General features: G+C 71.4%; 18 protein-coding genes and 1 pseudogene. 5 read left to right on the plus strand and 14 right to left on the minus strand.

Features of this window, described 5'->3' with window-relative positions; genetic code table 11:
• Positions 1-42 precede the first annotated feature (42 nt).
• Together CV755_RS09665 and CV755_RS09670 are read right to left on the minus strand one after the other, a co-directional pair.
• A complete protein-coding gene (locus CV755_RS09665; protein WP_109279773.1) occupies positions 43-792 on the minus strand; it encodes an SIR2 family NAD-dependent protein deacylase in 750 nt (249 codons plus the stop codon).
• A gap of 92 nt (positions 793-884) precedes the next feature.
• Complete coding sequence (locus CV755_RS09670; protein ID WP_109279774.1) at positions 885-1,829, minus strand: MerR family DNA-binding transcriptional regulator; 945 nt, start codon at positions 1,827-1,829, stop codon at positions 885-887.
• Between the two features lie 134 nt (positions 1,830-1,963).
• Between CV755_RS09670 and CV755_RS09675 the strand changes: the two genes are divergently transcribed.
• On the plus strand, positions 1,964-3,592 hold the full coding sequence (locus CV755_RS09675; protein ID WP_109279775.1) for a GxGYxYP domain-containing protein: 1,629 nt from the start codon (positions 1,964-1,966) through the stop codon (positions 3,590-3,592).
• A 10-nt stretch (positions 3,593-3,602) separates the two neighbouring features.
• Here CV755_RS09675 and aac(3) read toward each other — a convergent pair.
• Positions 3,603-4,447 (minus strand): annotated as a pseudogene (gene aac(3) / locus CV755_RS09680) (aminoglycoside 3-N-acetyltransferase).
• Positions 4,448-4,596: 149 nt separating this feature from the next.
• On the opposite strand from aac(3), the gene CV755_RS09685 reads away from it, so the two are divergent.
• Positions 4,597-5,694 (plus strand): glycerate kinase, encoded by a 1,098-nt coding sequence (locus CV755_RS09685; RefSeq protein ID WP_109279776.1) that lies wholly within the window; start codon positions 4,597-4,599, stop codon positions 5,692-5,694.
• 486 nt (positions 5,695-6,180) lie between these two features.
• Here CV755_RS09685 and pssA read toward each other — a convergent pair whose 3' ends face one another.
• From pssA to CV755_RS09740, 10 genes are all read right to left on the minus strand, one after another.
• Positions 6,181-7,035 carry a CDP-diacylglycerol--serine O-phosphatidyltransferase gene (gene pssA / locus CV755_RS09690; protein WP_109279777.1) on the minus strand — a complete coding sequence of 285 codons (855 nt, stop codon included), beginning with the start codon at positions 7,033-7,035 and terminating at the stop codon, positions 6,181-6,183.
• Positions 7,022-7,678: a phosphatidylserine decarboxylase gene (locus CV755_RS09695; protein WP_109279778.1), complete on the minus strand. Its 657-nt coding sequence runs from the start codon at positions 7,676-7,678 to the stop codon at positions 7,022-7,024. Before CV755_RS09695 ends, pssA begins: the two co-directional genes overlap by 14 nt.
• 168 nt (positions 7,679-7,846) lie before the next feature.
• A complete protein-coding gene (locus CV755_RS09700) occupies positions 7,847-9,052 on the minus strand; it encodes an acyl-CoA dehydrogenase family protein (RefSeq protein ID WP_109279779.1) in 1,206 nt (401 codons plus the stop codon).
• Between the two features lie 2 nt (positions 9,053-9,054).
• The gene (locus tag CV755_RS09705) at positions 9,055-9,621 is read right to left on the minus strand and encodes a MaoC family dehydratase (protein WP_109279780.1); all 567 of its coding nucleotides are present in this window, start codon (positions 9,619-9,621) and stop codon (positions 9,055-9,057) included.
• Between the two features lie 5 nt (positions 9,622-9,626).
• Positions 9,627-10,592 carry an HpcH/HpaI aldolase/citrate lyase family protein gene (locus CV755_RS09710; protein WP_109279781.1) on the minus strand — a complete coding sequence of 322 codons (966 nt, stop codon included), beginning with the start codon at positions 10,590-10,592 and terminating at the stop codon, positions 9,627-9,629.
• Positions 10,589-12,601: a protein meaA gene (locus CV755_RS09715; protein WP_109279782.1), complete on the minus strand. Its 2,013-nt coding sequence runs from the start codon at positions 12,599-12,601 to the stop codon at positions 10,589-10,591. The genes CV755_RS09710 and CV755_RS09715 overlap by 4 nt, the downstream gene beginning before the upstream one ends.
• Positions 12,601-13,938, minus strand: coding sequence for a crotonyl-CoA carboxylase/reductase (ccrA, locus tag CV755_RS09720; protein WP_109279783.1), 1,338 nt, complete (start codon positions 13,936-13,938; stop codon positions 12,601-12,603). Before ccrA ends, CV755_RS09715 begins: the two co-directional genes overlap by 1 nt.
• Positions 13,939-14,259: 321 nt before the next feature.
• Positions 14,260-16,755, minus strand: a complete 2,496-nt coding sequence (locus CV755_RS34585) for an ATP-binding protein (RefSeq protein WP_161968643.1) — start codon at positions 16,753-16,755, stop codon at positions 14,260-14,262.
• A 128-nt stretch (positions 16,756-16,883) separates the two neighbouring features.
• A complete protein-coding gene (locus CV755_RS09735) occupies positions 16,884-17,693 on the minus strand; it encodes a TetR family transcriptional regulator (protein ID WP_109279786.1) in 810 nt (269 codons plus the stop codon).
• Between the two features lie 85 nt (positions 17,694-17,778).
• On the minus strand, positions 17,779-19,608 hold the full coding sequence (locus CV755_RS09740) for a 3-hydroxyacyl-CoA dehydrogenase family protein (protein WP_109279787.1): 1,830 nt from the start codon (positions 19,606-19,608) through the stop codon (positions 17,779-17,781).
• Positions 19,609-19,949: 341 nt separating this feature from the next.
• On the opposite strand from CV755_RS09740, the gene CV755_RS09745 reads away from it, so the two are divergent.
• From CV755_RS09745 to CV755_RS09755, 3 genes are all read left to right on the plus strand, one after another.
• Positions 19,950-20,552, plus strand: a complete 603-nt coding sequence (locus CV755_RS09745) for a HEAT repeat domain-containing protein (RefSeq protein ID WP_109279788.1) — start codon at positions 19,950-19,952, stop codon at positions 20,550-20,552.
• A gap of 221 nt (positions 20,553-20,773) precedes the next feature.
• Positions 20,774-21,241 (plus strand): SRPBCC family protein, encoded by a 468-nt coding sequence (locus CV755_RS09750; protein WP_109279789.1) that lies wholly within the window; start codon positions 20,774-20,776, stop codon positions 21,239-21,241.
• A gap of 142 nt (positions 21,242-21,383) precedes the next feature.
• Positions 21,384-23,861, plus strand: coding sequence for an MFS transporter (locus CV755_RS09755; protein WP_109279790.1), 2,478 nt, complete (start codon positions 21,384-21,386; stop codon positions 23,859-23,861).
• 76 nt (positions 23,862-23,937) lie between these two features.
• Here the strand turns inward: CV755_RS09755 and CV755_RS09760 are convergent, their stop codons facing one another.
• Positions 23,938-24,642 carry a VC0807 family protein gene (locus CV755_RS09760; protein WP_109279791.1) on the minus strand — a complete coding sequence of 235 codons (705 nt, stop codon included), beginning with the start codon at positions 24,640-24,642 and terminating at the stop codon, positions 23,938-23,940.
• Positions 24,643-24,668 lie beyond the last annotated feature (26 nt).

The following is a 24,668-nucleotide window of genomic DNA, read 5'->3' on the forward strand; positions in this document are numbered from 1 at the left end:
CCGCTGGGGACGCCCCTGCCGGGCGCCCCCAAGGGCGCTCCGTCAGCCGCCGAAGCGCTGGAGGAGCGTTGGCAGCGCCGTACCGATCGGCTCGCGGATCACCTCGTCCGCCCGTTGGTCATAGGGCGTTGGCTCGGCGTTGACGATGATCAGCCGGGCCCCGTGGTCGGCGGCGACCCCCGCGAGGGAGGCCGCGGGCTGGACGGTGAGACTGGTGCCCACCGCGATGAACACCTCGCACGCCCTGGCCACCGCCACCGCCTCGCCCAGCACCACGGGGTCCAGGCTTTCGCCGAACATCACCGTGGCCGACTTCAGGATCCCGCCGCAGCTCTCGCAGGCGGGGTCCGGGTCCCCGGCCGCGACCCGGGCCAGCGCCTCGGTCATCTCCGTGCGCGCCCGGCAGCCGGTGCAGACCACCGCCCGAGCGGTGCCGTGCAGTTCCAGGACCTTGCGCTCGGGCAGCCCGGCCAGCTGGTGCAGCCCGTCCACGTTCTGGGTGATCACCCGCACCGGGGTGCCGGAGCGCTCCAGCCGTACCACCGCCTCATGGGCCGCGTTGGGCCGGGCTCGCAGCGTGGGCGCGTCCCGCCGCATCCGCCAGGAGCGCCGGCGGATCTCCGGGTCCGCCATATAGAACCCGTAGGTGACCAGCTTCTCCGCCTCCGGGTCGCGCCGCCACAGGCCCTGGGGTCCCCGGTAGTCCGGGATGCCGGAGTCGGTGGAGATCCCGGCACCGCTGAGGATGGCCACCAGGGGCCGGCGGTCCGGGGCCGGCTGCTCGCTGCTCATGCGGGGAGGGTATGCGCCGCCCCCGGCGGGCGGCGAGCGAATTGACGGCCGTACCGGCCAACCGGTCACCGGTCACCGGTCCGGTCAACCGGTCACCGCGGGTTGGCCCCGAGCCAGGCCAGTACCTGCCCGGCGTGCCGGTCCGGCGGGAAGACCGGGTAGAAGACGTGCTCCACCACACCCCCGCGCACCACCAGGGTGAGCCGCTTGTAGAGCTCCGCCCCGTCCGCCCGGAAGGTGGGCAGCACCAGCCGCCGGGCCAGCTCCAGCCCGGGGTCGGAGAGCATGGCGAAGGGCAGATGCAGCCGCTCGGTCACCTCACGCTGGTAGGCGGTGTCCTGACCGGACAGGCCGAACACCCGGGACGCCCCGGCCGCCAGCAGCTCCTGGTGGTGGTCACGGAACCCGCACGCCTGCGCGGTGCAGCCCCGGGCGCCGGGGATGCCGTCCCAGCCCTCCGGCAGGTCTGCGTCCGGCCGACCGGTCAGCGGGTAGAGGTAGAGCACCGTACGGCCCGGGCCCAGGGCGTCCAGCCGGATCCGCTCGCCCGAGGTGGCTGTCAGAGTCAGCTCGGGCAGTGCCGCGCCGGGCAGATGGGCGGCCGCCCCGTCGTCCTCGGGCGCCGGAAGACCGGCCGGCAACCGGATGTGGTCGTTCAAGGGTTCTCCCGGAGTGATGATGCTGTTGCGATGGGCGGCCCGGTGCAGCCGGGCCGTCACGGCCGCCCGGCGGGCGGCCAACTCCTCGATGCGCTCGGTCAGTTCGTCGATGACCCGGCGGTAACCGGCCAGCGAGGCCGGGCAGTCGTCGGCGTGGTCCTGGCCGGTGGCCAGACAGTCCAGGAACGGACGGGTGCGCTCCGCCGGAATCCCCAGCCGGCTCAGCGCCTTGATCTCCCGGATCAGCCGCACCTCCCGTTCCGCGTAGTCGCGGTAGCCGTTGGCCAGCCGGCCCGGCGCGATCAGCCCCAGCGACTCGTAGTAGCGCACCGCCTTGACCGACACACCCGCCGCCCGTGCGGCATCCCCGATCCGCATCCAAGCCCACCCCCGCTCTGCCGTACGGAGGCTAAAGCCTGCCCCCGGGGGCAAGGTCAACCGCCGTCACCGGCACCCGGTCGGACGCGCGTCGCCGCGCGGGCCCCGGCCCGCTTGCTGCCACCCTCTCGAACATGACAGTAGGAAGATCACGACGTCACTTCTGCCGGACGGCGCTGGGCACGGGCACGGTACTGGCCTCCCTGGCGGCGTCCCGGACGGCCGCGGCCCAGCCGGACCGGCCCGCTCAGCCGCCCCGGGAACCCGGGGAGACACGGAAGGCCGGGGAGCCCGGGGACGCCGGCTGGCCCCAGGACCAGGCGCTGCCCACCCTGCCCGAGCCCTACCGGCTGGACGTCTGCGAGGTGGACCGGCTCTCGGCGGACGAACGTCTGCTGCTGAGCACCCTGCAAGGGGTGACCGCCCGGCGGCGTCCCTGTGTGTATCTGTCGGCGCCCTTCGAGGAGGGCCGCGACACCTGGCTGCGTGAACTGGATGTGCCCCATGCGCCGGTTGACGGCCTGGCCGCCCTGGTGCGCCGGTACCGGTCCGAGATCCGGGGCGCGGTCATCACCGACCCGGCGGTGCCGGCCACCCGCAATGTGGCCACCACCCTGGCCGGGCTGGAGAACGCGGTGGTGGCCACCTCCGCCCTGGCCTCCCGGCTGGGACTGCCGGTGGTCAAAGACCTGCGCGGCCGGTTCAAGGACGCCCACTCCGCCTACGCCTGGGCGCTCAAGGAGCTGTGGCCCCGCTGTACCCACCGGATGCTGATCGCCGTGGATCCACAGCGCAACCTGGAGAATCTGCGCGACTACGCGGTGGCCCACCGGGCCTTTGTGGTGTGGGCCGACCCCACCCGCGCCAAGGAGGCCGCCCTGCTGGCCTCGCTGATGCGCGCGATGCCCGACAACTCCCCGTTCCTGGGCTGGTTCCCCAACGACCGGGAGAACGCCGGCACCGAACTGGCCTCCCGGCACGGGGTGTATGTAGTGGCCGCCGACTACATCAACAACCTCACCGTGCTCGCCGGGGCTCAGCGCCGCTTCGCCTCCCGGCAGCCCTATGCCGCCCCGCCCCGGCTGCGCCACCGGATCTATGTGACCTTCACCTTCACCGAGGGCGACAACCTCCAGTACAACCAGCACCGGCTGCGCAAGCTCTGGGACGATCCCGCACGCGGAACCGTCCCGCTCAACTGGTCGGTCAGCCCGCTGGCCGCGGACGCCGCCCCGGTGTTCCTGGCGTACTACCAGCGCACCGCCACCCGGCAGGACTACCTGGTGGCCGGGCCCTCCGGCCTGGGCTACATCTATCCGGACGACTGGCCCGCCGCCAAGCTCGCCCGGTTCACCCGGCAGACCGGAACCTATATGCGTGACACCGGGCTCTCGGCGCTCTGTGTGCTCAACCGGGCGCACGGCAAGGACATCGACCTCAGCGCCGGGGCGGCCGCCGCCTACGCCCGGGACGTCCGCCCGGCGGGCATCTGGCAGCACTGGACCAGCCACTTCGGCACCCGCCTGGTCTCCGGGATGCCCATCAGCACCGCCCGGCTGGTCTCCGACGTCAACGGCGCCCGACAGATCCTGGCCAAGGCCGCCCGGGGCTGGAACGGCAAGGCACCGCTCTTCCTCAGCGTCGGAGTGCTGGCCTGGAACCTCACCCCCGGCGATGTCGCCGAGATCGCCCAGGGCCTGGACGAGCGCTTCACCGTGCTGCGCGGCGACCAGTTCTTCGAACTCATCCGTCAGACCAGGTGAGAGCTCATCCTCAGACCAGGTGAGCCTCCAGCCACTCCACCCCGAACCGCACCAGGGCCGCGGCGTCGAACAGCACACTCTCCGCGGCCCCGGCCCGCCCGCGTACCCCGATTCCGACGGCCAGTGCCTCCCGGGCGATCACCGTGAACGGCCACTCGCCCGCCGGCACCGCCCCGGAATAGTCGAAGGCGCCCGAGTCCGTGTCGATGTCCCGGAAGCGCCGCCACACCCGGCGCCCACCCTCCAGCACCGGCAGTTCGTACTCGACGAACCGCTTGCCCGGCGCCGAGGCCAGTGCCTCGGCGTGGTGCAGCAGGGTGAGCGTGTCCAGTGGCGCGCCCAGCAGCAGCACCCGGCCGCCGTGGGCCACCAGGCGGGCCAGCGGGCTGCCGGGGCCGTGCGGATCGTTCCAGGGGTGGCCGGCCGTGAGCTCCCCGGCCGCCGCCCCCAGCGCCGCGAAGCTCACATCCGGATGGCGGCTGCGCACCGCGCCCGGCCAGCGGGCAACACCTCCGGCAACCGGCCGTTGTTGTGGTCGGACTCGCTCAACAGCGGGTCGAAAGCGGGGAGTTCGTCCCGTACGGCCGCCTGCCATGCCTCGGGCCAGCGGATGAAGTCATAGGGCGGGGCGTCGTTCCAGCCGCAGTAGACCAGCAAGGTGCCCCGTACGCCCACCACTTCCAGCAGCGCTTCGATCACCGTGCGGGCGCCGCCCGCCACATAGCCCAGTGCGGAAAGCCGGGTGTGGAACATCAGGGTGTCGCCCTCGGCCAGCCCCAGTGCCCTGAGATCACTGACCAGTCGGCTCCTGGTCACCGGGCTGCCGGAGCGGCGCAGCAGTTCCGTCTCGTCCATGCCCGGCACGGAAACAGAACGGCCCGCCGGCCCGCAAGGCGATTAGCCGCTCCGGGCCGCGCCGACCGGTCGCCACACCGCAAGGGGGTGGGCGGGCGCCCGGCCGCTGGGTAGGGTCGGCCAGCCGGGGCCGAGCGAAGGGGTGGCTGATGGCGGTGGACGACCGGCGGGTACTGGTGGCGCCCGACAAGTTCAAGGGGTCACTGACGGCGGTGGAGGTCGCCCGGCATCTGACGGCCGGGCTGCGCCGGGCGGCGCCCGGGGTGGCGGTGACCTCGCTGCCGGTGGCGGACGGCGGTGACGGAACGGTGGACGCGGCGGTGGCGGCCGGCTACGAGCGCCGCACGGTACGGGTGCGCGGGCCGCTGGGCGAGCCGGTGACGGCCGGGTACGCGCTGCGCGGCGATACGGCGGTGGTGGAACTGGCCGAGGCCAGCGGGCTGCGGCGGGCGTCCCGCCCGGCGCCGCTGACGGCGACCTCCTACGGCACCGGGGAACTGGTGCGGGCGGCACTGGACGCGGGCGCCCGCACGGTGGTGCTGGGAGTCGGCGGCAGCGCCTGCACCGACGGCGGGGCCGGGATGCTGTCCGCGCTGGGCGTGCGGCTGCTGGACGCGGACGGCCGCGAGGTGGGGCCCGGCGGAGCCGGCCTGGCCCGGCTCGCCTCGGCCGACTGGTCCGGCCTCGACCCCCGGCTGCGGGAGGTTTCCGTGGTGCTGGCCGGCGATGTGGACAATCCGCTGACCGGCCCGGAGGGCGCGGCCGCGGTCTATGGCCCGCAGAAGGGGGCGAGCGAGGCGGACGTCCGGCTGCTGGACGCCGCGCTGGCCCGGTATGCCCGGGTGCTGGGCGCCCGCCCCGATCTGCCGGGCGCGGGCGCGGCGGGCGGGGTCGGCTATGGCGCGCTGGTGGGCCTGGGGGCGGAGTTCCGGCCCGGGATCGAGGTGATGCTGGAGGTGGTGGGGTTCGCGGCGGCGGTGCGGGGCGCTTCGCTGGTGGTGACGGGGGAGGGCTCGCTGGATGAGCAGACCCTGCGGGGCAAGGCGCCGGTGGGGGTGGTGCGGGCTGCTCGTGGGGTGCCGGTGGTGGCCGTGTGCGGGCGGCTGTCCGTCGCGCCGGAGGCGCTGGGGCTTGCCGCGGCCTATCCGCTGACCTCGCTGGAACCGGATGTCCGGCGATGCATGGCCGATGCGGGCCCGCTCCTGGAACGGCTCGCCGCCCGGGTGGCCGCGGATTGCCTCGCCTGATCCGCGCGGGCCCCGCCGCTGGTCGCGGCCGTCCTTCGGCTGCCCCGCCCCGGTGGCACCATCCCCACCCACGCATCACCCGTCACCCGCCCCCGGGCTGGGTGCCCCACCGGTGGGTGGCTGGGCGCCGTCGGCGGCCGCCGGACGCCGACGGCGCCCAGCCACCCACCAGCGACCCCAGCCAACCCCGCTGACCGCAACGGGTGGCGCGTGGGTGGGGCCGGCCCGCCGCAGGCGGAAACGGCGCCGCACCCGGCAACGCATCGGCACCCGCCACCGCATCCGTACCCGCACCCGCGGAAACGGCGCCGCACCCGGCAACGCATCCGCATCCCCACCCGCGCCCGCCCTGCGGAAACGGCGCCGCACCCGGCATGAGCGCGCGGCCCCGCCGAAACGGCGCCCGCCCCCCGCGTCCGCCCGCCCCCGCGGAAAAGCAAAACGGGCCCGGGCAGAGCCCGGACCCGTCATGCGTACGCGGCGGCGTCAGGACTGCGCAGCAGCCCGCGCCTCCCGCCGGTTGTCGCGGAACGTATTCACCCGCCGCGCCGTGGCGAACAACGGAATAACCGCCCCCAGCACCAGCTGAAGCGCACAGCCCGTCTGCAGCAGCAGCTCACCGCCCGGCGCGTCAAAGGCCCACGCACACAGCAGCCCCATGCTGAGCACGATCCAGCTGAGCATGGCCACTGCCAGCCGGCCCCGCGGCTTGGGGTACTCGACCCGGCTCACCATCAGCCAGGCGACGCCCACGATCGCCAGCAGCGTCGGGATGAACGGCAGCTCCAGCAGCACCACCGACACCACCGTCAGGGCCCCGAACGGCGAGGGCATCCCCTGGAAGATGCCGTCCCGCATCGGTACACAGGAGAACCGGGCCAGCCGCAGCACCACCGACAGCAGCAGCACCACCGCCGCCACCGCCGACACCTTCTGGTGCGCACCCTCGGCGACCACGCCCCAGACCACCACAAAGTACGCGGGGGCCAGGCCGAAGCTGATCAGGTCCGAGAGGTTGTCCAGCTCGGCACCCATCGCCGAGCTGCGCAGCTTGCGGGCCACCAGCCCGTCGAACAGGTCGAAGACCGAGGCGAGCAGCATCAGCATCACCGCCGTGGCGGCGCTGTTGCGGGCCATGCCCCCGTCGTCGTTGCCGGTCAGGTGCGGCATCAGCACACCGGTGGTGGTGAAGTACACCGCCATGAAGCCGCAGATGGCGTTGCCCAGGGTGAGGGTGTCCGCTATCGACAGCCGAGTGGACAGCGGCATGTCGTCCACATCGTCCTCGGGCTCCGCCTCCGGAACCCAGGCGGCCTGGGCATCTGGATCAATCACGGTCAAGGCGTGTCACTCCTGCCTTGGTGACCTGGCCGACCTCCACCGCGGGCTCGATGCCCTCCGGCAGATAGACATCGACCCGGGAGCCGAAGCGGATCAGGCCGATCCGCTCGCCCTGCTCGACCTTGGTGCCCTGGGGGACATAAGGCACGATGCGCCGGGCGACGGCGCCCGCGATCTGGATCATCTCCACGTCACCGATCTCGGTGTCGAAGTGCCAGACAACGCGCTCGTTGTTCTCGCTCTCCTTGTTGAACGCCGGGACGAACCCGCCGGGGATGTGCTCCACCGAGGCCACCGTGCCGGCCAGCGGCGCACGGTTGACATGGACGTTCAACGGGCTCATGAAGATCGCGACGCGGGTGCGTCCGTCCTTCCACGGCATGATGCTCTGCACCACGCCGTCCGCCGGGGAGATCACCCGGCCCTGGGCGATCTCCCGCTCGGGGTCGCGGAAGAACCACAGCATGCCGGCCGCGAGCGCGGTCGAGGGCACGGCCAGCGCCGCCCAGCGGCCGGAGCGGCGGGCGCGGGAGAGGCTGACCGCCGCCGTGGCGACGGTCGGGAGGAGCCACGGCGAAGCTCCGCGCGCAAGGCGTACGCCGACGAGGCTGTCGCGTGTTGCAGAGGTAGAGCTGTGGGGCATGGATGACCTTCGTAGCGGAGGGTGCCGCGTAACAATTCGGGGACGGCGGCTTTCCGGCGATGCTATCGGTTGCGACCAGCAACTGGCTAAGCGCCAGGGCCAGTCGATGGCCGGACATTGATGACAGGGTGTGATCTAGTTCTCTCCCAAATCGCCCCTTTCGGACAATTACCCCTGGATTCGGTACTCCTCGAGTAGCCGACGCCCGATGATCATTTTCTGGATCTCCGCCGTGCCCTCACCGATGAGCAGCATTGGCGCCTCCCGGTAGAGGCGTTCGATCTCGTACTCCTTGGAGAAGCCATAGCCGCCATGGATGCGGAAGGCGTCCTCCACGACCTCCTTGCAGTACTCGGAGGCGAGGTACTTGGCCATGCCGGCCTCGAGGTCGTTCCGCTGGCCCGAGTCCTTCTTACGGGCAGCGTTGACCATCATCGCATGAGCCGCTTCGACCTTTGTCCCCATTTCGGCAAGTTTGAACTGAATTGCCTGGTGCTGGGCAATGGGTTTGCCGAAGGTTTGCCGCTGCTGGGCGTAGGCGACGCCCAGTTCAAACGCACGCTGTGCTACGCCGCAGCCACGCGCCGCCACATTGACCCGGCCGACCTCCACGCCGTCCATCATTTGGTAAAAGCCGCGGCCGGTGGTCCCGCCGAGCACCCGGTCGGCCGGAATGCGCAGGCCATCCATGATCAACTCGGTGGTGTCCACGCCCTTGTAGCCCATTTTGTCGATCTTGCCGGGAATGGTGAGACCCGGCCTGACCTCGCCGAACCCCGGCTCCTTCTCGATCAGGAAGGTGGTCATCGACTTATGCGGGGCGGTGCCCTCCGGGTGGCCCTCGTCGGTGCGGCAGAGCACGGCGACCAGAGTGGACGAACCGCCGTTGGTCAGCCACATCTTCTGGCCGGTCAGCAGGTAATCCCCGCCGTCCCGCACGCCCTTGGATGTGATGGCCGACACATCGGAGCCAAGTCCCGGCTCCGACATGGAGAAGGCGCCCCGCACCTCGCCCAGCGCCATCCGCGGCAGGAAGTGCTCCCGCTGCTCCTGGGTGCCGTGCTGCTTGAGCATATAGGCGACGATGAAATGGGTGTTGATGATGCCGGAGACGCTCATCCAGCCCCGGGCGATCTCCTCCACGCACAGCGCATAGGTGAGCAGCGACTCACCGAGCCCGCCGTACTCCTCCGGGATCATCAGCCCGAACAGGCCGAGTTCCTTGAGCCCTTCGACTATCTTCGTGGGGTATTCGTCCCGGTGCTCCAGCTCGGTGGCGACCGGGATGATCTCCTTGTCGACGAAGTCCCGGACGGTGGCGAGGATTTCCCGCTGGACGTCGGTGAGCCCGTCGGTCTGTGCGAGGCGGCCCATTGCTACTTCTCCTGGCTGATCGGCGAATTGGCGCTGCCGCCCCGAAGGGGCGTCGTCTGAGGGTGGTGGTGGGCGACGGGCGGGCGGGCCGGCTGCTCGCCGCCGCGCTTGTCGATGTATTCGGCGGTGGGCACCATCACCTTGCGCCGGAAGACGCAGACCACGGTGCCGTCCTGCTTGTAACCGCGGGTCTCCACATGGACGATGCCCCGGTCGCTCTTCGACTTCGACGGCGTCTTGTCCAGCACCGTGGTCTCGCCGTAGATGGTGTCGCCGTGGAAGGTGGGGGCGATATGCCGGAGCGACTCCACCTCCAGATTGGCGATGGCCTTGCCCGAGACATCCGGTACGGACATGCCCAGCAGCAGCGAGTAGATGTAGTTGCCGACCACCACGTTCTTTCCGAAGTCGGTGGTCCGCTCCGCATAGTTGCTGTCCATATGCAGCGGGTGGTGGTTCATGGTGAGCAGACAGAACAGGTGGTCGTCGTACTCGGTGACCGTCTTTCCGGGCCAGTGCTTGTAGACGTCCCCGACGGTGAATTCCTCATAGGTGCGGCCGAATTGCATGATGTCTACGCCTCCGGAGCCTCGAACTTCGACGTCCGCGTCATGCCCGCGGCCCGCCCCTTGCCCGCGATCACCAGCGCCATCTTCCGGCTGGCCTCGTCGATCATCTCGTCGCCCAGCATCGCCGAGCCCTTCATCCCGCCCGCCTCGGAGGTGCAGTACTCATAGGCGTCCAGGATCAGTTCGGCGTGGTCGTAGTCCTCCTGGGAGGGCGAGAAGACCTCGTTGGCCGCCTCCACCTGGCCCGGGTGCAGCACCCACTTGCCGTCGAAGCCCAGCGCCGCCGCGCGCCCGGCCACCTCGCGGTAGCCGTCCACATTGCGGATCTGCAGATACGGGCCGTCGATCGCCTGGAGGTCATGGGCGCGGGCCGCCATCAGGATGCGCATCAGGATGTAGTGGTAGGCGTCCGCCGGGTAACCGGGCGGCTGTTCGCCTACCACCAGGCTCTTCATATTGATCGAGGCCATAAAGTCCGCCGGGCCGAAGATGATGGTCTCCAGCCGGGGCGAGGCGGCGGCGATCTCGTCCACGTTCACCAGGCCCCGGGCGTTCTCGATCTGCGCCTCGATGCCGATCCGGCCGACCTCGAAGCCCATGGTCTTCTCGATCTGGGTGAGCAGCAGGTCCAGCGCCACCACCTGCTGGGCGTCCTGCACCTTGGGCAGCATGATGCAGTCCAGGTTGGGCCCGGCGCCCTCGACCACCGTGATCACATCCCGGTAGGTCCAGTGGGTGGTCCAGTCGTTGACGCGCACCACCCTGGTCTTGCCCGACCAGTCACCGTTGTTGAGCGCGTCCACCACCGAGTGCCGGGCGCCTTCCTTGGCCAGCGGGGCGCAGGCGTCCTCCAGGTCCAGGAACACCTGGTCGGCCGGCAGGCCCTGGGCCTTCTCCAGGAAGCGGGGGTTGCTCCCGGGGACGGCGAGGCAGGAGCGGCGGGGACGAAGGCGGTTGACAGGGGTCGTCATGCGGAGACCTCCAGGGGGTCGAGCTCGTTCGCTTTGCGGATCTCATCGACGATACGGCCGATGATCTCGGTGATATCGAAGTCCTTGGGGGTGAAGACGGCGGCGACTCCGGCCGCCCGCAGGGCGTCGGCGTCGGCGGAGGGGATGATGCCACCCGCGATCACCGGCACCTCGCCCGCCCCCGCGGCACGCAGCCGGTTCAGTACGTCCGGCACCAGCTCGGCATGCGAGCCGGAGAGGATGGACAGGCCCACACAGTGCACATCCTCGGCGACGGCCGCCGAGACGATCTGCTCCGGGGTGAGCCGGATGCCCTGGTAGACCACCTCGAAGCCGGCGTCGCGGGCTCGTACCGCTATCTGCTCGGCCCCGTTGGAGTGGCCGTCCAGGCCCGGCTTGCCCACCAGCAGGCGGAGCTTGCCGGTGCCCAGTTCCTCGGCGGTGCGGGCGACCTTGCGGCGCACCGCGGCCAGCGGGGTGCCGGCCTCGGCGGTGACGGCCAGGGGGGCGCCGCTGACCCCGGTGGGGGCGCGGAACTCGCCGAAGACATCGCGCAGCGCCCAGGCCCACTCGCCGGTGGTCACCCCGGCGCGTACGCACTCCAGGGTGGCCGGCATCAGGTTCTCGCTGCCGGCCGCGGTCTTCTTGAGCACCGACAGCGCCTCCTGGGCGCGGTGTTCGTCCCGGTCGTCCCGCCAGCGGTGCAGGGCGGCCACCACCCGGGCCTCATTGGCCGGGTCCACCGTCATGATGGCGGTGTCCAGGTCGGCGGTGAGCGGATTGGGCTCGGTGGTCTCGAAGCAGTTGACCCCGACGATCTTCTCCTCGCCGGACTCGATCCGCCCGCGCCGTTCGGCGTGCGAGGCCACCAACTGGGCCTTGAGATAGCCGGATTCGACGGCCGCCATGGCACCGCCCATCTCCTGGATCCGGTCGATCTCGGCCAGCGCCTCGGTGACCAGGCTGTCCACCTTGGCCTCGATCACATGTGATCCGGCGAAGATGTCCTCGTACTCCAGCAGATCGCTCTCATGCGCCAGCACCTGCTGGATGCGCAGCGACCACTGCTGGTCCCAGGGCCGCGGCAGCCCCAGCGCCTCGTTCCAGGCGGGCAGCTGGACGGCCCGGGCGCGGGCGTCCTTGGAGAGGGTGACCGCCAGCATCTCCAGCACGATCCGCTGGACGTTGTTCTCCGGCTGGGCCTCGGTCAGTCCCAGGGAGTTGACCTGGACGCCATAGCGGAAGCGGCGGTGCTTGGGGTTCTCGATGCCATAGCGGTCCCGGGTGATCCGGTCCCAGATGCGGCCGAACGCCCGCATCTTGCACATCTCCTCGATGAACCGGACGCCCGCGTTGACGAAGAAGGAGATCCGGGCGACCACCTCGCCCTTGCGCTCCCCGGGCACCTGGCCGGAGGCGAACACCGCGTCCAGCACCGCGATGGCGGTGGACATGGCGTAGGCGATCTCCTGGACCGGGGTGGCCCCCGCCTCCTGGAGGTGGTAGCTGCAGATGTTGATCGGATTCCACTTGGGGATGTGGTTCACCGTGTAGGTGATCATGTCCGTGGTCAGCCGCAGCGAGGGCCCCGGCGGGAAGACATGCGTCCCGCGCGAGAGGTATTCCTTGACGATGTCGTTCTGGGTGGTGCCCTGCAGCTTGGTGATGTCGGCGCCCTGTTCCTCCGCGACCACCTGGTACATGGCCAGCAGCCACATGGCGGTGGCGTTGATGGTCATGGAGGTGTTCATCCGCTCCAGCGGGATGTCCTTGAACAGCCGCCGCATGTCGCCCAGTTGGGAGACCGGCACCCCGACCCGGCCGACCTCGCCGCGGGCGAGGATGTGGTCGGGGTCGTAGCCGGTCTGGGTGGGCAGGTCGAAGGCCACCGACAGACCGGTCTGTCCCTTGGCCAGATTGCGGCGGTAGAGCTCATTGGACGCCTCGGCGGTGGAGTGCCCGGCGTAGGTCCGCATCAGCCACGGACGGTCCTTCTGCCGCTCGGTCATCAGATGTTCCGGAAGCGGTTGATCGCGTCGATGTGCCGGGCCCGCATCTCCTCGTCGCGCACGCCCATGCCTTCCTCCGGCGCCAGCGCCAGCACGCCGACCTTGCCCTGGTGGAGGTTGCGGTGCACGTCATAGGCGGCCTGCCCGGTGTCCGCCAGACGGTAGGTCTTGGACAGGGTGGGGTGGATCTTCCCCTTGGCGATCAGTCGGTTGGCCTCCCAGGCCTCCCGGTAGTTGGCGAAGTGCGAGCCGATGATGCGCTTCAGCGACATCCACAGATAGCGGTTGTCGTACTCGTGCTTGTATCCGGAGGTGGAGGCGCAGGTGACGATCGTCCCGCCCTTCCTGGTCACATAGACACTGGCGCCGAAGGTCTCCCGGCCGGGGTGCTCGAAGACGATGTCCACATCCTCGCCGCCGGTGAGTTCCCGGATGCGCTTGCCGAAGCGCTTCCACTCCCGGGGGTCCTGGTTGTGCTCGTCCTTCCAGAACTTGTAGCCCTCGGCGGTACGGTCGATGATCGCCTCGGCGCCCATGGCGCGGCAGATGTCCGCCTTCTGCTCGCTGGAGACCACACAGATCGGATTGGCGCCGCCGGCCAGCGCGAACTGGGTGGCGTAGGAGCCGAGTCCGCCGCTGGCGCCCCAGATCAGCACATTGTCGCCCTGCTTCATCCCGGCGCCGTTGCGGGAGACCAGCTGCCGGTAGGCGGTGGAGTTGACCAGCCCCGGCGCGGCCGCCTCCTCCCAGCTCAGATGGCGCGGCTTGGGCATCAGCTGGTTGGACTTCACCAGCGCGATCTCGGCCAGGCCGCCGAAGTTGGTCTCAAAGCCCCAGATGCGCTGCTCGGGGTCGAGCATGGTGTCGTTGTGCCCGTCGGCCGACTCCAGTTCCACCGACAGGCAGTGCGCCACCACCTCGTCGCCCGGCTTCCAGGCGTTGACGCCGGCTCCGGTGCGCAGCACCACGCCCGCCAGGTCGGAGCCGATGATGTGGTACGGCAGGTCGTGCCGCTTGGTGAGCGGGGAGAGCTTGCCGTAGCGCTCCAGGAAGCCGAAGGTGGACACCGGCTCGAAGATCGAGGTCCACACCGAGTTGTAGTTGACCGAGCTGGCCATCACCGCCACCAGCGCCTCGCCGGGCCCGAGTTCGGGCAGTGGCACCTCTTCGACATGCAGTGACTTGCGCGGGTCCTTCTCCCGGGTGGGCAGGCCGGCGAACATCTCGGCCTCGTCCTTGTGCACGGTCACCGCGCGGTAGGACTCGGGGAGTTGGAGCGCGGCGAAGTCCTCGCTCGTGCTGTCGGCAGCGAGGATCGCGTCGAGTATCTGGTTCACGGTTGCCTCCGGCGAAGCGCCTGGGAACGGGGCTTTGGGGGAACGTCGGGGGTGGTGCGGCTGTCGGTGCTGCGATCCGTCGGTTCGGGCCTTGCGATGCGCGGGGTGAGCGCGTGCGGTGCCTGGTGACGCAGGCGGTCCGGGCGCACAAAGTGCTTGTGGGGACAGCCGGCACGCGACTGTGGTCGTCTGCGTGCCGGCCGCCCGGACGCGACCAAGGTATGGCACGCCGTGCCAGCCGACAAGACACTGCGTGCCATGAAATTGAGACATCTGTCACCGGGGGTTCACAGATGAGCGGGGCCGGTGGGGTAGGGGAGTTCAGTCGCGCGGTGTCCCGTACCGGCCCGAGACATACGGCAGCATGCTCAGTGCCCCATCGGCCATAAAGCCCCACCAGACCAGCTGGGACAGCACCGTGGGCGGCACCGGATGCTGCCCGTCCAGCAGCCAGGCCGCCCAGGCGAAGGCCGGCGGCACCTGGAGCGCCATCGACACCTTCAACTGCCAGACGGGGCGCCGGATGCCACCGGACCAGGTGTAGTACTGGCCCCAGACCCGCCCGGCGCCCATGGCCGACAACCCGCCCCACAGCGCCGCCGAACCGGAGACCGGCACCAGGCCGGGCAGCAGCGTGGTGGCCAGCAGGCCGGTGAGGGAGCACAGCAGCAGCGCCCAGGGCCACAGGAAGTACCGGGTGACGGTGATCGCGTCCAGCCGGGGACCGGACGGGCGGGGCGGCACCGGCACCGCCGGACCACCGGCCTCGGTGGCGATCCGCCCCGCCGCGGCGCGCAAGGTCTCGGCCTGCCGGTGATCCCCCTGCCCCTGGTGCCAGGCGGCCAGCAGCTCGGTGAACTCCCGTTCCCTGGCGGGCAGCTGGTATGCCCGGCAGATCTCCAGGCCCTCCGCCAGCCGGGCGCGCGCCCGGTCCGGATGGTGTCCGGCCGCCTCCAGCCGGTGGGCCAGTGCCAGCCGGTCGAGCAGGGAGCGCAGATCCCCGGCGGCCCTGCTGTGCGACAGCGATCTGCGCAGATGGTCCAGGGCCTGGCGGGGTTTGCCCTGGGCCAGGCAGAGTTCGGCGAGCGTGGCCCGGGTCAGTGCCCGGGCGGCCCGGTCGGAGCACCCCTTGCCCAGCCTCCGGGCCGCCTCCAGCCGCTCCCTGGCCCGGGGAAGGGAGCCTTCGGCGAGATGGTCCAGGGCCAGCCGGTTGAGGTCCTGGATCCGGCCGGCCAGATCGCCCGGGGCCCTGGCGGAATCGGCCTGCCGGCGGCACCACCGGGCCTCGCGGAAATCACCGTCCTGCCGGAGCCGGTCGCCCAGCCAGTGGGCCAGCTCCGGCACCTGGTACAGCGCACCGATCTGGTCGCAGATCACATAGGCCGCGTGGAAGCACTGCTCCTCGGCGTCCGCCATCCCCAACTGGCGGTACTCGGCGCCCATTTCCAGCAGCAGGTTGGCCTCGGTCAGCCGGTTGCCCTGCCGCTGGGCCACCGCCACCAGGCGGTCCAGCACGGTCAGCGCCTCGGCCGGACGGGCCCGCAGTGCCAGATGCCGGGCCAGCGGCACCCCCAGACGGGCCACCCTGCGGTGCGCCCCGGCCGCGAAGTCCCGTTCCAGCGCGGCCAGCAGCGCGTCCTGCTCGCGGTCCAGCCAGGCCCGGTCATCCTGGCCCGCCCGCCGGATCCACTCCTCCACCAGCGCCTGCCATGCCATCTCCCGCTTCCGGCGCGGCTCTTCGGCCGCCAGCCGCTCCCGGGCGTACAGCCGCCACAGATCGTGGAAGCGCACCCGGCCCCGCTCATCCGCCCGTTCCAGCAGATGGGCGTTGACCAGCCGGCGCAGCGCCCGCTGGGTCTCGGCCACGGTGGTCCCGGCGAGGGCCGCGGCCGCGTCCGGGCCGATCTCCCGCCCGGGATGCAGGCCCAGCAGCCGCAGCAGCCGGGCGTCGGCGGGGGACAGGGCCCGGTACGAGGCCGCGAACGCGGCCCGCACACTGAACTGTTCATCCACCTCCAGCTCGGCCAGCCGCTCGTTCTCCGCCCGCAGCGCGGCCAGCAGCGGCCCGGTGGTGCCGTCCTCCTCGGTACGGGCGGCGGCCACCCGCAGCGAGAGCGCCAGATGCCCGCAGAGCGCGGCCAGTTCATCCAGTTCTGCCGGGTTTGCCGGGATTTTCGGCAGCAGGGCGGTGAGCACCGTCCGGGAGTCCTCGGCGGAGAACACCCCCAGCGGCAGGGCGTCCAGACCGTCCACGGTCAGCCGGGTGCGGGAGGTGACCAGCACCGTGTGCGGCCCGCCCGGCAGCAGCGCGGCGAACTGCGCGGCGGAGGCGGCGTCGTCCAGCACCAGCAGCACCGCCCCATGGCTGTGCGCCCGCTCCCGCAGCCGGCCGCGCAGCATGGCCGCCAAGTGGCCCCGGTCCCGGGGCAGATGCCGCCCCCGCACCGCCAGCCGCCGCAGAAAGGCACCGGCCAGCTGGGCCGGGTCGGCGGGCGGCTCCCCGCTGTGCCCGCCCAGATCCGCGTAGAGCACTCCGCCCGGGAACCAGCCGCGCTCCACCGCGCGGTGCGCGGCCTCCGTCACCAGGGCGGTCTTGCCGCACCCCGGCGGCCCGCTGACCACCACCCCGCCGCCCGGGCCGCGCAGCGCGTCCAGCACCCGCCCCAGCTCCGCCTCGCGCCGGGCCACCAGCGGCGGTCTGAGCGGCAGTTCGTCCAGCAGCCTGGGCTGCGGGGCCTCCAGGGTGAGGAAGGTGAAGTTCTCCCCCTGGAAGACGTTCTCGGCCCGGCCGCCCTCGATCCGGTTGTTCGCGCTCACTCGCGCCCCCCGTGCTTGTACTTCTCACGTGGGTAGCACGGGGCGGGCCGGGGCGTCAGGCGGTCGGCACGATCGGTGCGATACCGGTGAACACGCGGTAGCGGTGAACGGGCCGCTACCGGTGGACGTCAGCCCCGCAGCACCTTCTCGATCGCCCGCATCACATCCCCCAGCGGCGCGTCCGTCCGCGCCACCGTCACCAGCACCTCGCCGCCCTCCGCCCGGGCCGCGGCCGGTTCCTGCTCCCGGCTGGCGCCGATGCCTTTGCCGAAGGTCTCCCGGACGATGGCGAAGGCATGGTCCAGCTGCGCCTCCAGATCCCCCTCGCCGCCGCCCCGCAGCCAGCGCCGCAGGACATGGTTGTGCGCGGTGACCACCGCCGAGGCGGCCACCTCGGCCATCAGCGGATCGTCGTGATGGTGCAGCCCCTCCTCGAAGTGACCCAGCAGATAGCGGGTGAACAGCCGCTCATAGCGGGCCACCGAGGCGATCTCCCGCTCCCGCAGCGCGGGGACCTCGCGGGTCAGCCGGTAGCGCTCCACCGAGACGGCCGGCGAGGCGGCGTACATCCGCATCACCTCCTTGATCCCCCGGCACACCGTGTCCAGCGGGTTCTCGCCCGCCGGCGCCGCCTGGAGCACCCCGGCCGCCCGCACCAGGGTGTCGTCATGGTCGGGGAAGATCGCCTCTTCCTTGGAGCGGAAGTGGCGGAAGAAGGTGCGGCGGGCGACCCCGGCGGTGGCGGCGATCTCGTCCACCGTGGTGGCCTCATAGCCCTTGGTCGCAAACAACTCCATGGCAGCGGAGGCGAGTTTGCGGCGCATGGCCAGACGCTGGGCGGCGGCGCGCCGCGAACCCGCGCTCTCGGCGCCGGACTCGCCGTCGCCCCGGGCGGCGGTTCCGCGGGACGGACGGGCGGACTTGACGGGCTGGGACATGTGGGGAACGTAACACGCTCCCGTGCGGACGTGCCGGGGCGGACCGGCGGAGGGCTCCAGCAGCCCGCCCCAGGCAGGGTCCTGCTCAGGCCCTCGCATACTCGCGGAAGCCACGGCCCGTCTTGCGGCCCAGGCAGCCCGCCGCCACCAGGTGTTCCAGCAGCGGCGCGGGGGCCAGCCCGGGGTCGCGGAACTCCCGGTGCAGCACCCGCTCGATGGCCAGCGAGACATCCAGCCCGACGACATCGAGCAGTTCGAAGGGCCCCATCGGATAGCCGCCGCCCAGCTTCATGGCGGCATCGATGTCGTCCAGCGAGGCGTAGTGCTCCTGCACCATCTTGATCGCGTTGTTGAGGTACGGGAACAGCAGCGCGTTGACGATGAACCCGGCCCGGTCACCGCACTCCACCGGGTGCTTGTGCACCGCGGCGCACACCGCCCGCACGGTGGCGTGCGCGTCGTCCGCGGTGAGCACGGTGCGCACCACCTCCACCAGCTTCATGGCCGGGGCCGGGTTGAAGAAGTGCATGCCCACCACGTCCTGCGGCCGGGAGGTGGCCCGGGCACAGGCGATCACCGGCAGCGAGGAGGTGGTGGTGGCCAGCACCGCGCCGGGCCGGCACACCTTGTCCAGCTCCGCGAACAACTCCCGCTTGATCTCCAGGTCTTCGGCCACCGCCTCCACCGCCAGGTCCACCTCGGCGAAGGCGTCCAGCGAGCCGGCCGGGGCGATGGCGTCCAGCGCCGCCTGCCGCTCGCGCTCGGTCAGCCGGCCCTTGGCCACCGAACGGGCCAGGGACTTGGCAATCCGCTCCTTGGCGGCGTCCGCCTTGGCCAGGCTGCGGGCCGCCAGCACCACCGGATACCCGGCCTTGGCGAAGACCTCGGCGATACCACTGGCCATGGTTCCCGAGCCGGCCACGCCCACCGCGCGCACCGGCCGCCCGGCGTCCCGCCCGGCGGCCGGGGCGGGAGTGACCGCGTCCGGGACCACCACCGGGGAGCCCGGCTCCTGGTAGGTGTAGAAGCCGCGCCCCGCCTTGCGGCCGGTCAGCCCGGCCGCGGCCAGCTGGCCCAGGATGGGGGCGGGGGCGTGCAGCCGGTCGTGCGAGGCGGCGTACATCGCCTCCAGCACGGTACGGGCGGTGTCCACGCCGATCAGGTCCAGCAGCGCCAGCGGGCCCATGGGCAGTCCGCAGCCCAGCTTCATGGCGGCGTCGATGTCCTCGCGGGAGGCATAGCGCGACTCGTACATCGCGGCGGCCTGGTTGAGATAGCCGAACAGCAGCCCGTCGGCCACAAACCCCGGCCGGTCGCCCACGGCCACCGGCTCCTTGCCCAGCTCCCGGGCGAGCTGGGTGACGGCGGCGACCGCGGCCGGCGCGGTGAGCACCGAGGAGACCACCTCGATCAGCCTCATGGCCGGGGCGGGGTTGAAGAAGTGCAGGCCCAGCACGCGTTCGGGGCGGGCGGAGTCGGCGGCCAGCCGGGTCACCGACAGGGCGTTGGTGCCGGTGGCCAGGATGGTCTCCGGGCGCACCAGGGCGTCCAGCGCGGTGAACACCTCGTGTTTGAGCTCGTAGTTCTCCGGCACCACCTCGATCACCAGATCGGCCCCGGCGGCGGTGCGCAGATCAGCCGAGGCGCTGAACCGGGCCAGCGCGGCGGCGCGTTGCTCCTCGGTGATCCGGCCGCGGGCCACCGCGCGGGCGGTGGCCGCTTCCAGCGCGGCGGTGGCCCGGGCGGCGGCCGCGTCGCTGATGTCCACGCCGGTCACCCGGCGCCCGGCGCACAGCAGCACTTCGGCGATGCCGGTGCCCATGGTGCCGAGGCCGATGACGGCTATGTGCTCAAGGGAGTTGGCCGACCCGGCGGTCGGCTGCGAGGCGGGCTCAGGGGCGGACTGTCGGTCCATCGCGGGACTCCAGAGGGTGTTCCCCGAAACACGGCGGGGCGACGGCTGATCACGCCCCGGCGGGGGCGCGGCGACTTGAGTCCGTCCGCGGGCGGGTAAAAAACGTCCACGGAAGGGGAGTTGTGCGACCGGCCGGCCCTGTCCCGGAGCCGTGCCGTACTGGAAGTACCGAACCGACGGACCGACATCGACAATGTCGGTGCGAGAGCGGCTGCGTCACCAGACCGCCCGAGCAAGGTAGCTGCTCTTGCCGGGAGATTAACTCACGGGTAACCGCAAGCACCAGGGGGAGTTCGCGCGAATTACCATGTGGTTCAGGCCACTCCGGGAGGAGAGCGGGAATGGAAGAGGAATTCCGCGCACTGCTGAAGCGGGTGCGGGCCGAACTGGTCTCCCCGGCCGAGTTCCAGGACTACGAGCGGCTGCTCGTCCTGGTCCGTACCGACAGCCGCGCCGCGCGGGACGCCCTCGCCGAGGTCCTGGTGGCCCGCGAACGGCCGCTGTGGGCCCGCGAGATCGCCGCCTTCGCCCTGGGCGCCCAGGGCGACCGGCGGGCCTTCGAGACCCTGGTACTCCTCCTCAACTACCGCGAACCGGTGCGCTGCGCGACCGCCGCCCGCGTCCTGGCCCGGCTGCGCGACCCGCGCACCGCCCGCGCCGCCGCCGCGCTGGCCACCAACCCGCTGCGCACCGCCTACGCCCTCTACCCGGTCCGGCTGCTCAGCGAGCTGCGTGCGCCCGAGTCGGTACCCGCCCTGGTCTCCACCCTGGAGCGGCTGCTGGCCGCCCGGGACCACTGCTGGCCGGTGGCCCGCGCCTGTGTGGAGGGCCTGGGGGCGCTGGGCGACCGCCGCGCCGAGCCCACTCTGGTGGCCGCCCGGGAGCATGAGCGGCTGCGGGCCGCGGCGGTGGAGGCGCTGTCCCGGCTGCGGCGGGTGCGGTGAGGGCGCCCGGGGACGGGCGGGCGTCAACCCGTTGTGCGTCCGGAAACGCGCGGGCGTCCATCCGGCGTGCGTCCGGGAACGGGCGGGCGTCAACCCGGTGCGCGTTGCGCCCCCGGCGGGCCGGATTTGGGCGGCCGCAACGATGATGGAAGGCTGTCGTCGCCAGCCGGGAACCGGCAGCGCACCGCACAGCAGCACTTTCATCGTCCGGAGGACAAGCCATGGGCCAGGTCGAGGCCACCACGGAGCGGATCATCGCGGCGGACCCCGAGGAGGTGTTCGACGCCCTCGCCGACTACAGCGGCACCCGCGCCAAGCTTCTGCCGGAGCACTTCAGCGAGTACGAGGTCCGCGAGGGCGGCGACGGTGAGGGCACCGTGGTGCACTGGAAGCTCCAGGCCACCAGCAAGCGGGTGCGCGACTGTCTGCTGGAGGTCACCGAGCCCACCACCGGGCAGCTGGTGGAGAAGGACCGCAACTCCTCCATGGTCACCACCTGGACCGTCACCCCGGCCGGCGAGGGCCGCTCCCAGGTCGTGGTCACCACCACCTGGAACGGCGCCGGCGGCATCGGCGGCTTCTTCGAGCGCACCTTTGCGCCCAAGGGCCTGGCCCGTATCTATGACGCCGTACTGGCCCGCCTGGAGGCCGAAGTTACCGGCAAGCAGGGCGAGTCCAGCGCCGGCTGAGCCCCCCGCCCTCACCGGTTCGAGTGGTTTTCCCATCCCGGCGACAAAGTCCGCAAACCGCCTCCGACCGGCGGAAATCCACCCGAACAGCATTTCCCGGTAAAGCGTCGCGCTTGCTCGCCGTTGTCGCGTAATGCGAGAAATGGGCGGCGACAGGCGCGACGAGGGGAGCAGTTACGTGGGCGGGTCCACCTATGAGACCACCTTGGTGACGAGCAGTCAGACGCTCGTCCGGCCCGCGGAGCCCCCCGTGTCACCCGGTCCGGGGGAGCGGCCGGGCCCGGCCCGGATCCGTCTGGTCTTCGCCGGGCTGATGCTCACCCTGCTGCTGGCGGCGCTCGACCAGACCATCGTGGCCACCGCCCTGCCCAAGGTGGTCGGTGAACTCCACGGCCTGGACCGGATGTCCTGGGTGGTCACCGCCTATCTGCTCACCTCCACGGTGGTGCTGCCGCTCTACGGCAAGCTGGGCGATCTCTGCGGCCGCAAGGCGGTCTTCCTCTTCGCCATCCTCTTCTTTGTGGCCGGCTCCGCGCTGGCCGGCTGGTCCCGCACCATGGACCAGCTGATCGCCTTCCGCGCCCTCCAGGGAGTGGGCGCCGGCGGCCTGATGATCGGCGTCCAGGCCATCATCGCCGATATCGTCCCGCCCCGGGAACGCGGCCGCTATATGGGCGTGATCAGCGCCGCCTACGGCCTGGCCTCGGTCGCCGGACCGCTGCTCGGCGGCTTCTTCACCGACCACGCCTCCTGGCGCTGGTGCTTCTATGTCAATGTCCCCTTCGGTCTGATCACCCTGGCCGTGGTGGCCAAGGGCCTGAAGATGCCCCGCCCCACCGCCCGCGGCCGCTTCGATGTGCTGGGCGCACTGCTGCTCACCGCCTCCTCAACCTGTCTGGTGCTGCTGACCAGTTGGGGCGGCACCGAGTACGCCTGGACCTCGCGCACCATCCTCGGCCTGGGCGCCGGCACCCTGGGAACGGCCCTGCTGTTCATCGTGGTCGAGCAGTACGCGGCCGAACCCATCATCCCCCCGCGGCTGTTCGCCGACCCCGTCTTCACCGTGGCCGCCCTGGTCGGCGCGGTGGTGGGCGTCGGCCTCTTCGGCGCCGCCAGCTATCTGCCCACCTTCCTGCAGATGGTGGACGGCGCCGACGCCACCGAATCCGGCCTGCTGATGCTGCCCATGATGGGCGGCATCGTGGTCGCCTCCCTGGTCGCCGGCCAACTCATCAGCCGCACCGGCCACTACAAACTGCTGCCCATCCTTGGCGGCGCCCTCTCCGCCGAGGGCATGTATCTGCTCTCCCATATGGACGCCGACACCAGCCGGCTGGTCTACAGCCTCTGGATGGCCATCCTCGGTGTGGGGCTGGGCCTTTGCCTGCCCGTCCTCATCCTCGCCGTGCAGAACTCCGTCGATCCCGCCGACCTGGGCAGCGCCACCAGCGCCAACAACTTCTTCCGGCAGATCGGGGGTTCGGTCGGCGCGGCCGTCTTCGGCACCCTCTTCGCCCACCGCCTGGCCGCCCGGCTGAGCACCGAACTCCCGCCCCGGGCGGGCCTTCCGGCCCCCGACTCCATCACCCCGCAACTGGTGCGCGCGCTTCCGGCGCCGCTGCGGGACGGCTATATCCGCGCCTATGCGGAGGCCATGCCGAGGATCTTCCTCTATCTGGTACCGGTGCTCATCCTCGGCTTCCTGCTCGCCTTCCTGCTGAAAGAGAAACCCCTGGTGTCCCATAACGCACCCGCCCCCGAAGCACCCACCATCCCGCCCGCCCGCCTCGAACCCCCCACCGAGCCACCGCCGGTGAGCACCGGCGTCCCGGTGACCGGCGCGGTCCAGCACCATGACGGCACCACCGTGCCACGGGCCGCGCTCACCCTGATCGACGCCCATGGCCGCCAGATCGGACGCGGCGCCAGCGGCGAGAACGGCCGCTTCGCGCTGAGCACCCCCGGCACCGGCTCCTATGTCCTGATCGCCGCCGCCGGCGGCCACCAGCCGCAGGCCGTCACCGTCACGGTCGGCGAACGCCCGGTGGAGATCGATGTGGTGCTCGGCGGCGCCGGCCGCCTGGCCGGTACGGTGCACACGGCCGACGGCACTCCGGTGTGCGAGGCCCTGGTCACCCTCACCAATGTGCATGGCGAGGTGGTCGCCTCCACCCGCACGGGGCATGAAGGGCTCTATGTCATCGAGGAGTTGGTGGCCGGCGAGTACACCCTCGCCGCCAGCGCCACCGCCTTCCGGCCGGCCGCCCTCCCGGTGACCGTTCAGTCCGCCCGGGAGACCCGCCAGGACATCGAGCTGGCCGGCGGCGCGGTACTGCGCGGCACGGTACGGGCCGGAGGCGGCCGCCCCGTGGAGGACGCCCGGGTGACCCTGCTGGACGCCGCCGGCAATGTGGTGGACTCCACCATCACCGGCGCCGACGGCACCTTCCGCTTCATCGACCTCTCGGCCGGCGAATACACCGTGGTCGCGGCGGGCTATCCGCCGGTCGCCACCGTGCTGCACATCGCGGGCGGCGGCCGCACCGAACGCGACCTCCAGCTGGGCCACGCCGACCAGAACCGCGGCCTGGAGCCGCCGGAGCTGGGCCCGCTCCATTAGGCGGCGCCCCCCATCCCGCGGCTCCGCCGCGCGGGCGCGACCGGCCGCTCAGCAACCCGCGCCCGGACAGGGCCCGTTACGCCCGCGCGGCGGCCACCCCCGCCGCCGCCCTGGCCCGGGACCGGCGCGCATAGGTGATGGTCCAGAACACCAGCACCCCCGTAACGCCATAAGACAACACGGAGTTGACCGTCACCATCCCGCTCGTGCTCAGCACATAGGACAGCCCCACCCGCACCAGCGCCTCAATCACATACGCCACACCCCACCCAATCGTGAGATTGCGCTGCACCTGGCGGAACCCCTCATAGCGCCACAGCCCGTTCCACCAGGCGACCGCCTCCGCCGTGCCATCCGTGGCGAACTTGCGCCCGAAATAGAACATCAGCGGCCGCGGCGCCGCCAGCGAGGCCAGACAGACCAGGCCGAAGGCCCCGGTCACAAAGGAGTCCTTGATCAGCAACATCCGCGCCGAGTGCGGACCGGCCACCGTGACCACAATGGTCGCCGCCATGAACACCAAGGTGATCGCCGCGAATTCATCGATCCGCCGGTGCCAGGCCAGATAGACGGCCATATCCACCACCGGCCAGGCCGCCGAGGCCAGCAGCGCGGTGGCTTCGCCATGGCCGGACGAGTGCAGCTGGTTGTAGGTCAGGATCGGCGCCACGATATTGAAGGCGATGGTCAGCACCCACCCGAGCGCCGCCGCCCCGCCCTTGCGAGCAGGCGCCTCTGCCGGTGTCTGGGCATGCGCCTGCGCCTGTGTCTGTTCCGACACGAAGTTCCCCCGTGGTCAGTCAAAGA

This window comes from Streptomyces orinoci (assembly GCF_003121295.1).
In the GTDB taxonomy this organism is placed as follows: Bacteria; Actinomycetota; Actinomycetes; order Streptomycetales; family Streptomycetaceae; genus Streptomyces; species Streptomyces orinoci.

Excerpts from the sequence above, each read along its gene's own strand:
- CV755_RS09665 (WP_109279773.1), bottom strand. The coding sequence starts at position 792 with ATGAGCAGCGAGCAGCCGGCCCCGGACCGCCGGCCCCTGGTGGCCATC.
- CV755_RS09670 (WP_109279774.1), bottom strand. The coding sequence starts at position 1,829 with ATGCGGATCGGGGATGCCGCACGGGCGGCGGGTGTGTCGGTCAAGGCG.
- CV755_RS09675 (WP_109279775.1), top strand. The coding sequence starts at position 1,964 with ATGACAGTAGGAAGATCACGACGTCACTTCTGCCGGACGGCGCTGGGC.
- CV755_RS09685 (WP_109279776.1), top strand. The coding sequence starts at position 4,597 with ATGGCGGTGGACGACCGGCGGGTACTGGTGGCGCCCGACAAGTTCAAG.
- CV755_RS09695 (WP_109279778.1), bottom strand. The coding sequence starts at position 7,678 with ATGCCCCACAGCTCTACCTCTGCAACACGCGACAGCCTCGTCGGCGTA.
- CV755_RS09700 (WP_109279779.1), bottom strand. The coding sequence starts at position 9,052 with ATGGGCCGCCTCGCACAGACCGACGGGCTCACCGACGTCCAGCGGGAA.
- CV755_RS09705 (WP_109279780.1), bottom strand. The coding sequence starts at position 9,621 with ATGCAATTCGGCCGCACCTATGAGGAATTCACCGTCGGGGACGTCTAC.
- CV755_RS09710 (WP_109279781.1), bottom strand. The coding sequence starts at position 10,592 with ATGACGACCCCTGTCAACCGCCTTCGTCCCCGCCGCTCCTGCCTCGCC.
- CV755_RS09715 (WP_109279782.1), bottom strand. The coding sequence starts at position 12,601 with ATGACCGAGCGGCAGAAGGACCGTCCGTGGCTGATGCGGACCTACGCC.
- CV755_RS09735 (WP_109279786.1), bottom strand. The coding sequence starts at position 17,693 with ATGTCCCAGCCCGTCAAGTCCGCCCGTCCGTCCCGCGGAACCGCCGCC.
- CV755_RS09740 (WP_109279787.1), bottom strand. The coding sequence starts at position 19,608 with ATGGACCGACAGTCCGCCCCTGAGCCCGCCTCGCAGCCGACCGCCGGG.
- CV755_RS09745 (WP_109279788.1), top strand. The coding sequence starts at position 19,950 with ATGGAAGAGGAATTCCGCGCACTGCTGAAGCGGGTGCGGGCCGAACTG.
- CV755_RS09750 (WP_109279789.1), top strand. The coding sequence starts at position 20,774 with ATGGGCCAGGTCGAGGCCACCACGGAGCGGATCATCGCGGCGGACCCC.
- CV755_RS09755 (WP_109279790.1), top strand. The coding sequence starts at position 21,384 with ATGGGCGGCGACAGGCGCGACGAGGGGAGCAGTTACGTGGGCGGGTCC.